At 36.6% G+C, this 12733-nt stretch carries 17 protein-coding genes; 10 read left to right on the top strand and 7 right to left on the bottom strand.

What is annotated here, in order from left to right; translation table 11 throughout:
- The first annotated feature begins 32 nt into the window (after positions 1-32).
- From ACP3T3_RS16295 to ACP3T3_RS16285, 3 genes are read left to right on the top strand one after another with little or no spacing between them, the layout of a single operon-like run.
- Positions 33-605, top strand: coding sequence for an acyltransferase (locus ACP3T3_RS16295; protein ID WP_426476866.1), 573 nt, complete (start codon positions 33-35; stop codon positions 603-605).
- Positions 606-608: 3 nt separating this feature from the next.
- Positions 609-1448, top strand: coding sequence for a glycosyltransferase family 2 protein (locus tag ACP3T3_RS16290; protein ID WP_426476865.1), 840 nt, complete (start codon positions 609-611; stop codon positions 1446-1448).
- Positions 1448-2608, top strand: a complete 1161-nt coding sequence (locus tag ACP3T3_RS16285) for a glycosyltransferase (protein WP_426476864.1) — start codon at positions 1448-1450, stop codon at positions 2606-2608. Before ACP3T3_RS16290 ends, ACP3T3_RS16285 begins: the two co-directional genes overlap by 1 nt.
- 1 nt (position 2609) lies before the next feature.
- Here ACP3T3_RS16285 and ACP3T3_RS16280 read toward each other — a convergent pair whose 3' ends face one another.
- The 3 genes from ACP3T3_RS16280 to ACP3T3_RS16270 are packed head-to-tail and all read right to left on the bottom strand — an operon-like array spanning position 2610 to position 4600.
- On the bottom strand, positions 2610-3368 hold the full coding sequence (locus tag ACP3T3_RS16280) for an SDR family NAD(P)-dependent oxidoreductase (RefSeq protein ID WP_426476863.1): 759 nt from the start codon (positions 3366-3368) through the stop codon (positions 2610-2612).
- Positions 3368-3601, bottom strand: a complete 234-nt coding sequence (locus ACP3T3_RS16275; protein WP_426476862.1) for a hypothetical protein — start codon at positions 3599-3601, stop codon at positions 3368-3370. Before ACP3T3_RS16275 ends, ACP3T3_RS16280 begins: the two co-directional genes overlap by 1 nt.
- Positions 3602-3628: 27 nt before the next feature.
- Entirely contained in the window at positions 3629-4600 is a 972-nt protein-coding gene (locus ACP3T3_RS16270) for a 3-oxoacyl-ACP synthase III family protein (RefSeq protein WP_426476861.1), read from the bottom strand.
- A 53-nt stretch (positions 4601-4653) separates the two neighbouring features.
- Between ACP3T3_RS16270 and ACP3T3_RS16265 the strand changes: the two genes are divergently transcribed.
- From ACP3T3_RS16265 to ACP3T3_RS16255, 3 genes are read left to right on the top strand one after another with little or no spacing between them, the layout of a single operon-like run.
- Positions 4654-5223 (top strand): acyltransferase, encoded by a 570-nt coding sequence (locus ACP3T3_RS16265; RefSeq protein ID WP_426476860.1) that lies wholly within the window; start codon positions 4654-4656, stop codon positions 5221-5223.
- A gap of 38 nt (positions 5224-5261) precedes the next feature.
- Positions 5262-6410 carry a glycosyltransferase gene (locus tag ACP3T3_RS16260; RefSeq protein WP_426476859.1) on the top strand — a complete coding sequence of 383 codons (1149 nt, stop codon included), beginning with the start codon at positions 5262-5264 and terminating at the stop codon, positions 6408-6410.
- Positions 6400-6975 carry a serine O-acetyltransferase gene (locus tag ACP3T3_RS16255; RefSeq protein ID WP_426476858.1) on the top strand — a complete coding sequence of 192 codons (576 nt, stop codon included), beginning with the start codon at positions 6400-6402 and terminating at the stop codon, positions 6973-6975. Before ACP3T3_RS16260 ends, ACP3T3_RS16255 begins: the two co-directional genes overlap by 11 nt.
- 110 nt (positions 6976-7085) lie before the next feature.
- Here ACP3T3_RS16255 and ACP3T3_RS16250 read toward each other — a convergent pair whose 3' ends face one another.
- The 3 genes from ACP3T3_RS16250 to ACP3T3_RS16240 all read right to left on the bottom strand — a co-directional run bounded on the left by ACP3T3_RS16250 (position 7086) and on the right by ACP3T3_RS16240 (position 8131).
- Entirely contained in the window at positions 7086-7412 is a 327-nt protein-coding gene (locus ACP3T3_RS16250; protein WP_426476857.1) for a DUF2306 domain-containing protein, read from the bottom strand.
- 20 nt (positions 7413-7432) lie between these two features.
- Positions 7433-7681: a hypothetical protein gene (locus ACP3T3_RS16245; protein ID WP_426476856.1), complete on the bottom strand. Its 249-nt coding sequence runs from the start codon at positions 7679-7681 to the stop codon at positions 7433-7435.
- Between the two features lie 132 nt (positions 7682-7813).
- Positions 7814-8131 (bottom strand): helix-turn-helix domain-containing protein, encoded by a 318-nt coding sequence (locus tag ACP3T3_RS16240; RefSeq protein WP_426476855.1) that lies wholly within the window; start codon positions 8129-8131, stop codon positions 7814-7816.
- A 465-nt stretch (positions 8132-8596) separates the two neighbouring features.
- Between ACP3T3_RS16240 and ACP3T3_RS16235 the strand changes: the two genes are divergently transcribed.
- The 4 genes from ACP3T3_RS16235 to ACP3T3_RS16220 all read left to right on the top strand — a co-directional run bounded on the left by ACP3T3_RS16235 (position 8597) and on the right by ACP3T3_RS16220 (position 12009).
- The gene (locus ACP3T3_RS16235) at positions 8597-9265 is read left to right on the top strand and encodes a carbonic anhydrase (protein WP_426476854.1); all 669 of its coding nucleotides are present in this window, start codon (positions 8597-8599) and stop codon (positions 9263-9265) included.
- A gap of 21 nt (positions 9266-9286) precedes the next feature.
- A complete protein-coding gene (locus tag ACP3T3_RS16230; protein WP_426476853.1) occupies positions 9287-9586 on the top strand; it encodes a hypothetical protein in 300 nt (99 codons plus the stop codon).
- A gap of 143 nt (positions 9587-9729) precedes the next feature.
- Positions 9730-11322: a SulP family inorganic anion transporter gene (locus ACP3T3_RS16225; protein ID WP_426476852.1), complete on the top strand. Its 1593-nt coding sequence runs from the start codon at positions 9730-9732 to the stop codon at positions 11320-11322.
- Between the two features lie 51 nt (positions 11323-11373).
- Positions 11374-12009: a carbonic anhydrase gene (locus ACP3T3_RS16220; protein ID WP_426476851.1), complete on the top strand. Its 636-nt coding sequence runs from the start codon at positions 11374-11376 to the stop codon at positions 12007-12009.
- A 145-nt stretch (positions 12010-12154) separates the two neighbouring features.
- Here ACP3T3_RS16220 and pth read toward each other — a convergent pair whose 3' ends face one another.
- Complete coding sequence (pth, locus tag ACP3T3_RS16215; protein WP_414846032.1) at positions 12155-12718, bottom strand: aminoacyl-tRNA hydrolase; 564 nt, start codon at positions 12716-12718, stop codon at positions 12155-12157.
- Positions 12719-12733: the final 15 nt, after the last annotated feature.

Here is a 12733-nt window from a genome sequence, read left to right as displayed (position 1 = left end):
TAGCTTTTAACTTATATAAAAACGAGTTATATTTGTATAACTCAAATGATAAAAGACAGTATATGTTCTATGACTTTTTTGAAAAAATAAACAGGAAGAAACAATTGTTTCTGCTGAAAAAACATCCTAATGTATTTTTTGAAGATCTCAAATTAGGCGTGGGAAACCGCTTTATTTTAGATCATAATCTACAGAAGCTAAGCATCGGCACTGCTGCAGACTTTAGGAATTATACCTGTATCCTGATCAATAAAAATGCTATCCTGGAAATAGGAAGCCACTTTTTTATGAACAATTTCTGTTCTATAAACTGTTTAGAGCATATATCAATCGGCGACAATACTTTGTTCGGCGAAAATGTCAAACTCTATGATCATAATCATGCGTATGAGACCTACCCTGTCATGAAAGTAAATCCTTCTGAATTTTCAAAAGCCCCCATAAAAATAGGAAACAATTGCTGGCTCGGAAGCAATGTAACCGTACTAAAAGGGGTAACTATAGGCGACAACTGTATCATTGGTGCCGGATGCACTATTTACAAAGATATCCCAGCCAACACTCAGGTTATCAACAAACAGGATCTAATTTTCAACGCTCTCTAAATAATGAAGTTTTCCATACTCATCGCTCATTATAACAATGCGGCCTTATTCAAAGATTGTTACCATTCTTTACTTAAGCAAACGTATCGGGATTGGGAAGCTGTAATTCTGGATGATGCGTCCACAGAGCAGGAAAAAGAAGAAATACAATCAATTATTCGGGGAGACAAAAGATTTAAATTCTTTGAAAATGAAAAAAATTCAGGAGTGGGGGTTACCAAAAGTAAACTTATTGAACTTGCTACCGGAGAAATCTGCGGCTTTGTAGATCCGGATGACGCCATTCTCCCCACAGCCATTGAATCCGCAGTCCATCTTTTTAAACAAAAAAAGAATGCCGTTCTTACCTATTCCAGATTTATGATCTGTGACAAAAATCTTAACCCTATTGCTCCGTTCAAATCTTCAAAACAGGTACAGAACAGAAATCCATATTTTTTCAATTATCCTATTCAGATAGCCCATTTTGTAACGTTCAGAAAAGATATTTATGAGCAAACTGAAAAAATGAATCCGGAATTAAAAATTGCAGAAGACCAGGACTTGTATCTGAAAATGTATGAGCAGGGTAATATTTATTTTATTAATGATACAAATTATCTCTACAGGACCCATGATGGAGGAATTTCTCAAAATAACAATAAAGAAAAATCCTACGATTATTTTGCACAGGTAGTTTTTAAAGCTATGAAGCGGAGAAACCTTAAAATGATCAATGGAAAAAAAATTCCTGAGAAGTATTCCAGCGACAAGGAAATCTTTGCCCTTCTGGAATATCAAAACGGAATTTTATATAGGATAAAGAAAAAAATCTCCATTACTTTACAAAAAATTTTCAGATAATGTCAGAAAACAGAAAAATAAAAGTTCTTTTCAGGCATCGGTCTATGGAAATGGGCGGTGTGGAAAAAGTGATATTAAGTATGCTCAACAATCTTAATCCTGATAAATTTGATATCACAGTGTGCCTTAACCTCAACCAGGGAGAGCTGCGTGATGAGTTTCCCAAGCATATCAAAAAAGTTTATCTTACAGAAGGCAAAGAAAGTTTTTCACAGAACCCGCTTCTCCATAAACTACAGCTTATCCGAAGAAGACTGAGGCTATCCAAAGCATTAAAAAATCATGCAATTTCTGACCGTATTTTAGGAAATCAAAAATTTGATATTGAAATTGCTCCTACCTACGGTGCATTTTCATCTGTAATCAATTCCAGTAATAAAGATTCAAAAAAAATAGGATGGTTCCATTCTGAGATCAACGTGCCGGGAATGAAACCCTTAGTTCCGGACATCCTTAAGAATTTTCCACAGTTTGATCATATGATTTACTGTTCCCAGAAGATTAAAGACATTATGCATCAGTCTTATCCGGATCTGAAATATCCAGCTGAAAGTGTGGTGATCAATGCCATTCCTATTGAGGAAATTAAAAAGAAAGCAGAAGAGAAAATAGATAATTTCCCTGAAAGTCCGGTATTTGTTTCTGTGGGACGTCTGCATAGCAGAAAAGGTTATCATAAACTGATAGATGCGCATAAAAAACTTATTGACGAAGGGCTTCATCATCATATTGTAGTGGTAGGAAACGGAGAGGAATTTAAGAACCTGACTGATCAGATCCAGCGCAATAATGTTCAGGAAACTTTTATCCTGACGGGAAACAGAATGAATCCTTATCCCTACATTAAAAATGCAGATTATTTTATCCTGTCCTCAGAATCTGAGGCATGGCCACTCGTCATAGCTGAAGCACTGATCCTTCAAAAGCCTATTATTGCTACTGATACCGGAGATGTAGGCCTTATGATCAAAGACCGTGAAACAGGATATCTCATCAATTATGAGGTAGATGAAATGTATTCAGCCATGAAAACGTTCCTTACCGATCCCGACCTTGTTCTCCACATCAGAGAGAATCTTAAAACTATTGAAAATCAGTTTGATAACAAGAAAATATTTGACAGCGTAGAAAACATTATAGAAACACTGAGCAAACAATAAGTTATTGGGCAGAATACCCTCCGTCAATCACAAGATTGGTACCCGTGACCCATTTTGAGGCATCAGATAATAAAAAAATACAGGCATTCGCTACATCTTTAGGTTCACCTATTCCCAGCGGATGCTTTTTTATGATTTCTGATGAAGCTTCTTCACCGATATTTTCAAACATCTTTTCTAAAATCGGCGTATTCACCATTGCAGGGCTTATGCTGTTGACACGGATATTGCTTCTTGAAAGCTCCATTGCCAGCGAACGGGCTCCGGAAATAACGGCTCCTTTACTGGCAGAATAAGCGGCTTTCCCAGCCTCTCCCACCATTCCTGCAACGGAAGAAATAAATACAAAACTGGAGGTTTCATCTTTATATTTCTTTAAAGATAAAATTTTGGCAATTTCAAGTCCGGCAATGACATTAACAGCAAATATGTCCTGATACAGCTGAGAATTGTGTTTTTTTAACGGCAGTGTTTTTTCAATACCGGCACAGTGTATAAATCCCGATATCTTACCCAGAGCTGATACTTTATCTGCTATAACCGCTTCAAGATTATCAGATTGGGTAATATCTTCAGCAATAACCTCTGCTTTTGTTTCTGGATTCAGCATAGAAACGGTCTTCATCAGTTCTTCCTGGTTTCTTCCTACAAGAATAAGATCAGCGCCACTATTGCTGCATTCTACAGAACAGCTTCTCCCGATCCCGGAAGAAGCGCCTGTAATGAGAATAATTTTATTTTTTAATGAGAAAGCATCCATTAATCTTCAAAATTTTCTTTTCCTATAACATTCATCAGATCCGAAACGGTTTCGACATCTTTAAAATGCTTGGTATCGATTTTTTTGCTGAAATTTTCATCTACAAATGCTATAACAGAAAGTAAGCTGATAGAGTCGTAGCTTTCCAAAGATTTTAAATTCGTTTCAGTTGTTAATGTTTCATCTTCTTCCAGTTCTTCCTGTAATTTTTCTAAAAAAACGGATGTCTTCATATTTTATAATTTTAAATGTTTGTTCTGTTAAATTTCAATAATGGTTGCTCCCCATGAATATCCTACCCCGAAACCTGCCATTAAAACCTTATCTCCTTCTTTCAGCATTCCTTTATCCATCATATTTTTGAGGGCAATAGGAATGGTAGCAGAAACAGTATTACCCGTTTTTTCCATATCAATATAAAACTTTTCTGCCGGTATTTTTGTTTTCTTTCTTAAATAATTCAGCATAAAAGAATTGGCCTGATGAAAAACAAAGTGGTCTATATCATCCATGGTCATTCCGTTAATCTCCAGCGTTTCTCTTACCAGCCCGGGAATATTTTCAATGGTAAAATTAAAAATTTCAGGACCATTCATGTAAATATTTTCAGGACTGAATTCATGCTCAGGATTCAGTTCAAAATCTTTTTTGAAAGCTCCTTTCTTCACGATAAGATTTTCTGCACCGCTTCCATCTGTTCCCAGGCAGAACTGATAATCATTACCGTTCCCCCTTTCAATAATTGCAGAGGCGGACGCATCTCCGAATATGCTTCGGTTGCCTTTATCATCAGGATGAATATGTTTGGTATACGTTTCTGAAGTCACCAAAAGAATACGCTTTGCAATGCCTGCAGAAATCAATCCTTTTGCAAAAGCCAGCCCATAAACAAATCCTGAGCATCCAAGATTAAAATCTATCGCGCCGATATTTTTTCTAAGCCCCAGTCTGTCCTGCAAAATACAGGCCGTTGTAGGCAGAAAGTATTCAGGGCTCTGGGTACAGAACAAAATAAAATCTACGTTATTTCTATCATAGCTTTCGAAAATTTTTTCCGAAGATTGTACAGCCATATCCAGTACGGTTTCATTCTCAGAAGAGATATGGCGCTGGGAAATTCCTACTTTCTCCTGAATACGTTCAGAGCTCCATTCGGGAAACTGTTTTTCAAGATCCTCATTAGTTAACACCTGCTGAGGCAGATAATATTCTATTTTTGAAATTTTCATCATATTAATAAATTCTCTTTCTTTGCAAAAGTAACGAAAACAAATTTACACTTGTGATGATTTTTATATTCAGAATCCTATTAAAAATAGACGCTCTCTATCATACTTTTTTGAATAGAGCCAGCCTTGAAGTGGCAAAATACAGAGGTATGAAAGTAGGAAAAAACTTCAATATGCCTGATAAAGTGTATTTCGGTACTGAACCTTACCTTATCGAAATTGGCGATAATGTAAATATTGCAGGAGATGTGAGGTTTGTGAACCACGGAGGCACCACTACTCTGCTTAGAAAACTTCCCGGATATGAAGATGCCAGAATTCTGGGAAGAATAAAAATCGGAAATAACTGTACTATCGGGCTCAATTGTGTGATTATGCAGGATGTGCAGATTGGAAACAACTGTATTTTAGGGGCCAATTCTGTATTATCACAGTCTATGCCGGACAATACGGTTTTTATAGGAAACCCGGCGCAATTTTTATGCACCATTGAAGATTATGGTGATATTGTTCTTAAAAACAACCCTGAATATCCCCGTGAACTGGAGAAAGACAGAAAAAAACTGGACGCCTATATCAAAGAAAATCTTCCTCACAAGTATAAAAAAGCGAGAAAAATTAAATAAATTTAGTCTTGCAAAATCTTAAAAAAGAAAAAAACAAATTGAAAAAGAAAAAACTCCTCATCCGTATAGGTTCATTACGTCATGGTGGTGCTGAGAAAGTATTGATCAACTTTTTAAAGAATCTTCCTGCTGATAAATATGAAGTTGACCTTTTACTTAATCTTTATTCCGGATTATACATTAAAGAGGTTCCGTCATGGGTGACACTATACTATCTGACAAAGGGAGAAATGATAACGACCAACAGGCCGCAGGATATTCCTGTGAAAGCTTACAGGGTACTTTATCAGAAAATGTTTCTTTGGTTCCCTTCCCTGCTTTATAAATTTGTTTTAAAGAATAAAAAATATGATGTAGAGATTGCTGCCATCCATGCGATGCATCAGGAAATACTATCAAGCCCTCAGAAAGATTCGAAAAAGATCATCTGGGTACAGAATGACATTTTCAACTTAAAGGAATATACGCCGGAAATTATCCGGCAGTTTTTTAAGTTTGACAAAATCCTTGTGATCTCTAATAAGCTGCAGGACGAAATGTACAAGCTGGCTAAAAATGAAACGGAAAAGGCATCAGTAGTAAAAATTTTCAATCCGATTGATAAGAATGACACCCTGAAAAAAGCCGATATTGAAGTTAACGATTATCCTTTCACCAGTGACCTTCCCACTTTTGTAACGGTGGGAACTGTTTATCCCCAGAAGGGCTATGACAGGCTGCTGAACGTTCATAAAAAACTGATTGATGAAGGCCTGAAACATCAGCTTTTAATTATTGGTGATGGTTATGACTTTGATACTATTCAGAATCAGCTCAATACGCTGGGGCTTCAGGATACTGCAAAAATGCTGGGTTTCAGCAGCAACCCATACCCTTACATGAAAAAGGCCGACTTTTATATCATGTCTTCAAGACATGAAGGATTCCCTACCATTATTGCTGAAGCTCTCATCCTCAACAAACCTATTTCTGCAACGGATATTTCCGGGATAAGGGATCTTCTGCAGGATGGAAAGCTGGGAAATATTACCCCGAATTCCGAGGAAGGAATATATGAAGGAATGAAAAAGTTTCTTACTAATAAAAATGCAACTGAAGAATACAAAAAACAGATCTCGGAAACCGAGCTTCCATTTGTTCTGGAAAAATCTGTGGAGCACCTTCAGAAAATAATTGATGAAGTATAAAACATTTACGATGGCCGATTATTCTATCATTCAAAAAGACTTTTACCGGGAGAACGGAAAGTGGCTTTCTACTTTTCAGATCTGGAAAAAATGCATTAATCCCAATCTTCATTTTGTTTATATACTGAGAATGGCTCAGAAGTATCAAAAGAAGCCCGTTCTGAATACTTTCTGGAGAATTGTATTAAGACATTATCAGATCAAATACGGATTTCAGATTTATCCTGAAACTCGGATTGGGGAAGGGTTTTATTTAGGACATTTTGGAAGCCTGGTCATCAATCCGAAAACAATTATCGGGAAAAACTGCAATATCGCCCATGGAGTGACTATAGGCCAGCAAAACCGTGGAAAAAATGAAGGCTGCCCGGTTATAGGTAATGAAGTCTGGATAGGCACTAATGCAGTCATTGTAGGAGGGATCACCATCGGAAATAATGTATTGATTGTTCCTAATTCTTATGTCAACTTTGACGTTCCTTCCGATTCTGTTGTCATAGGAAACCCGGCTAAGATCATTCCTACATCAGATGCAACTAAAGATTATATCAATCGTAAAGTATAGTAATTCAACAGTTATAGTAAAAATCCACTTGAATTCACCAACAATTTCGTGTACACTTGAAAGGGATTGCTGCAAATAAAAACGCAGTCATTAGATTTTACATATTCCTATTATTTTTTTCTATTAATAATATAAGCAATTAATAAATTAGGAACCCAGCATAACCATGCTACTGCAATATAAGAGCTTTCTGCATTTCCCATCACCATTTTCAGTAAAGGATACCATAATCTTAATGTCACCGCAGCAAAGGTACAGGCATAGCTATACGTCATGAATTGCTGATGTTTAATGATATTCCCCCTTCTTATCTGCATAACGGCGGCAAGAGTTGTCACCAGCCAGATTACTCCCAAGCAGATAAATCCTGTTGCTGATATAAATCCCCCATTCGCATAAAACCCCATATACACAGCTGAAACAGAACTTATAATCACCCCAATTACATAAAGTCTGCCTATAAACCTGTGTATTCTGATATCTTTATTACGGAATGAATACTAAACTGGCTCCATCCAATAAAAAGTGCCAGCCCGCCGAAAATAATATGAGAAAAAAAGGCTGACTTCCAGATTACATTATGGAGTACTTCCAGGGGTTTTGAACCCAAAAAGGTATATTGATGTTCTACAAAAGCATAGATAAAAGGATATAATCCGATAAGTAATGCCAACACACACATCCTCACAAACAGTAGCGTTTTCATAATTGCCAATTTAATTTTCTGTAAAAATGAGCATTATAAAAAGCTTCAATTGTTCCAAAATGAAAGGTGGCACCTATTTACAAATCACTAATAATAAGACACTTAAAACAACTATTAAATACCTGTAATAAGTTACTCCATATGAATACTTTGGCTTTTTACAAACTCTGTTGGTGAACAATTCATGTACTTTTTAAAATTTCTATTGAAAGAGGTTTTAGAATTAAACCCACACTCAAAAGCTAATGAAAGAATCGTGTATTTTTGATTTTCCGGGAGTACAACAGTACGTTTAAACGCTTCAATACGCTGCCGGTTGATATAATCATAAAAGTTTTTATGCTCCATAGAATTAATAACCTGAGACAGAAGATTGGGATGAACATCTAATAATTTTGCAATATTGTTAAGATGAAGTTCCGGATCTTTGTACAGTTCTTCATGTACCATTTTATACCTAAGCCTTTTATAATAGTTTGTACAGCCCCATCTCCAGGAGAATTTTTCTGATATTTTACGACTTCATTATCCTCCCTTGTTGCATCTGCGAATACATTAATCGACCTTTAAATTATTCATTTTTTATCTAATGAAATAGTTTTTTAATAATTATTCTCAAACAAATATAAAAATGGTTACATAATTAAGAATATTTTAATTAACAAATCTCAAATTTTAATTTATACTTCGTAATTTTATCCTGCTTTTTAAACGTTTGGATTACCTTATAGATCTCAATAGCTGTAAGGCAAAGCATACCGGAATATTAGATATGATTTTAAGCATATTTTAATATTAAACTTTGTTAAAAGTGATTGATTTTTTAACAAAAAGTATATTTTTGCATAATTATTGATTTGGTCTATTGATTTTGGAAATAATTTAAACGAAATAAATAATTGTAAATTTAAAATTATGTCACAATCGTACGAGGTTATTTTTGAAAACAACAAAAAATGGGTTGAATCCAAACTGGCTGAAGATCCAAGTTTCTTCCATGAACTTGCAAAAACCCAGCATCCTGATTATCTGTACATAGGATGTTCAGATAGCAGAGCTACCGCAGAAGAGTTGATGGGAGCAAAACCCGGAGAAGTATTTGTTTACAGAAATATCGCCAATGTGGTTAACACTTTAGATATGAGCTCCACAGCCGTTATTCAATACGCTGTAGAACATTTAAAAGTAAAACACATTATTGTTTGCGGACATTACAACTGCGGTGGTGTAAAAGCAGCGATGACTCCTCAGGATATGGGATTATTGAATCCGTGGCTGAGAACGATCCGTGATGTTTACAGGCTTCACCAGACAGAGCTGGATTCTATTCAGGACGAAAACAAGCGTTATGACAGACTTGTGGAACTTAATGTTCAGGAGCAGTGCATCAACGTAATCAAAATGGCCTGCGTACAGGAAAGATACATTTTAGAAGAGTATCCTATTGTGCATGGCTGGGTATTTGACCTCAGAACAGGTAAAATCATTGATCTTGAGATTGATTTTGAGAAAATCCTGAAAGACATTCAAAAGATTTACAACTTAACAAGTTCTGATTGGGTAATGAGCAGAAAGACCAAATAGTTTTTCTAAAAAGAAGGTAAAATGAAATTCTGGAGTATTATTGTATTACTGTTTTTTCTGAATTTTACAGCGCTGCCAGGCATTGCTGCGGTTGCGGGGTGGGATATTGCAAGAACGAATGTAATAATCAATGAAGAAGAACCACATTCTCATCCGTCCTCATTTATTGTCTACGAAAAGACTATTCCGAAACCTTTAGATGTTTTTGATTATCTGAAGTTTTCTGAACCTGATGCTCAGGGCGTGTCTTTTGTTCTGATTGATGATTCTTTTCATCTTTCACCCTTACTTACTATATTTTCTCCCCCTCCGGAAGCGTAACTCCTATAGTTAGATTTTTTTGATACCATTTCCATATCATTTTTGATATCGGATACACACGTATTTAAAATTAATTTTTTTCAACTTCTTATAATTGACTTATTTACAATAAATAAGCCGGTTATACCTTACAGCTTCACATTATGAAAAAGACATCTTTAATAGGAGGAATCAAGGAGAATTTTCCTTCAGGACTCGTTGTATTTTTAGTAGCACTTCCGTTGTGTTTAGGAATTGCTTTAGCATCAGGTGCCCCACCTTTATCCGGTATCATTTCCGGTATCGTAGGCGGCCTGGTAGTAGGAACAATCAGTAATTCAAATATTTCAGTATCAGGACCCGCTGCGGGTCTGACAGCTATTGTTTTAACAGCAATTACAGATCTTGGCGCATTCGAACTTTTCTTGTGTGCAGGGATTATTGCAGGACTTATTCAATTGGTTTTAGGGTTTGTAAGAGCCGGAAGTATTTCCAACTATTTCCCGAATAATGTCATTGAAGGAATGCTGGCTGCCATAGGGATCATTATTATTTTAAAACAGATTCCACATGCCTTGGGATTCGATAAAGATTACGAAGGTCATGAATCTATTTTTGATAACGGGCTGAATTTCGGATACTTTACAGAATTATTCGGAGCCGTCCATCCGGGTGCTATTGTTATTACTTTAGTTTCTGTGGCGATCCTTATCGCGTGGGACAAAATTCATGTACTGAAAAGAATGAAAATGCTACCGGGAGCACTGGTTGCCGTGATAGTAAGTATTCTTTTGAATCAGCTCTTTAAGATGTCCGGAAGCGCTCTGGCTATTGAAAGCCAGCATTTGGTTTCCCTACCGGTTCCGCAGTCTTTTGATGATTTTAAAAACCTGATTACAACGCCTGATTTTAATGGTTTTACCAATCCTAAAGTATGGATCGTGGGAGCAACGATTGCCATTGTAGCTTCTATTGAAACATTACTTTGTATTGAGGCGTCAGACCGTTTAGACAGACAGAGAAGAATCACAGATACCAATCTTGAGCTTAAGGCCCAGGGAATCGGGAACCTTGTGAGTTCTTTTATTGGCGGCCTTCCGATGACTTCTGTTGTGGTAAGAAGTTCTGCCAATGCCAATGCGGGAGCAACCTCTAAAATTTCCTCTATCATTCACGGAGTCTTTTTATTAATCTGTGTCCTTTCTATTCCTGTTGTTTTAAATTTAATTCCCTTAGCAACATTGGCTGCGGTATTAATTTTAGTAGGATATAAATTGGCAAAGCCTGCCACATTCAAACATTTCTGGCACTTAGGGAAATTCCAGTTTGTTCCGTTTGTAGCAACAGTGGTAGCGGTAGTGGCAACAGACCTGCTAAAAGGAGTAGGTATTGGTCTTGCGATCTCCGTTTTCTATATTCTGCAGGGAAATATGAAAAGAGCTTATTATCTAAGCAGAGAAAAGCTGGATGATGCGGATGGCATCAATATCAAACTGGCTGAAGAAGTATCATTTTTAAATAAGGCAGCGATCAAAAAAACACTTAAAAATATAAAACCCAACTCTACAGTCATCATTGATGCAAGAAACACTTCCTATATTGCAACCGATGTGCTGGAAATGATCCAGGACTTTGCCAATATCCGTGCAAAGGAACAGGACATCAATGTAGAACTGACAGGTTTTAAAACCTCATACAGAGATTACGAAAGAAGTGAGGATTCCCATATTCTGGTTACCCATAAAAGGGCTATGTAATCTCAACAATTAATTAATTTTTTTAACTTTAAATTTGAAAACAATAAAAATATGAAAGCACATACATACGAAACCCAGTCTACTATTACTCCTGAGAAAGCATTAGAATTCTTAAAAGAAGGAAACCAGAGGTTTGTAAACAACCTTAAAGCAAACCGAGACCTTCTTGAACAGGTGAATGCAACCCGTGAGGGACAGTGGCCTTTTGCAGTAGTGCTAAGCTGCATAGACAGCCGTACTTCTGCGGAGCTTATTTTTGACCAGGGATTAGGAGACGTTTTCAGCATCAGAATTGCCGGAAACTTTGTGAATCAGGACATTCTGGGATCTATGGAATTTGGCTGTAATGTTGCCGGTTCCAAGCTTATTGTAGTGCTGGGACACACCAAGTGCGGGGCTTTGAAAGGAGGTCTTGACGCTGCACAAATTGAAGGTCTGGGAATGGATAACCTGAACCACCTTATCAATCACTTCAACCCTATCATCAATGAAATCATTGAAGAAAACGAAGAACGTTCATCAAAAAACAGCTCGCTGCTGGAAAGGCTTAATCAGCAAAATGTAAAAAGTGCGATTGAAGATATCCGTAAGCAAAGTTCAACACTTAAAAACCTTGAAGCCGAAGGTAAGATTAAGATCGTTGGAGCCAATTATGACGTTGAAACGGGTGCTGTAACCTGGTTATAAAAAGTAAAACTCATTAAATTTCAATTATAATTTGCAGAAAATGCCATCGAAATCCGGTGGCATTTATTTTTTATCATGTTTAGATCCATATAAAAATGTTCAGGCTCCCTGATTACCTACACAGATGGAATCTATTATCTGTTTTCTATTTTCCGTTAAATGCAGACATGGTATTATTCAAACCTGCAAATACAAAAGAAAGACTGGCCTTAGCGAAGGTTTCGATTCTCTCTGTAAGCTTTTCTGATTCTTCCTCATTCCAGGTTCCCAACACATAATCTACCTGTCGGCCGGCAGAAAAATCTGCAGAGATTCCAAAACGCAGTCTTGCATAGTTTTGAGTCTGCAATACTTCATTAATATTTTTAAGTCCATTGTGCCCGGCATCAGAACCCTTTCCTTTCAATCTTAACGTTCCGAAAGGAAGAGCAAGATCATCGGTCACGATCAGTACATTTTCCAAAGGAATATTTTCTTTCTGCATCCAGTATTTTACTGCATTTCCGGAAAGATTCATATAAGTATCCGGCTTAAGGACAAAAACTTTTCTGCCTTTATGCTTTCCCTCCGCCAGCCAGCCAAAATTGGAGGTATTGAATGACACTTCAAGGGTTTCCGCTATTTTTTCAGCTACTTTAAAGCCTATATTATGTCGTGTATTTTCATATTCTGAGCCTTTGTTACCAAGCCCGACGATTAAATATTTCATCAGAAAATTTTTGCA

This window comes from Chryseobacterium sp. CBSDS_008 (assembly GCF_049959325.1).
Taxonomy (GTDB): domain Bacteria; phylum Bacteroidota; class Bacteroidia; order Flavobacteriales; family Weeksellaceae; genus Chryseobacterium.
Note: the sequence above shows the minus strand (reverse complement) of the source record. Positions and strands in the feature narration are given on the sequence as shown.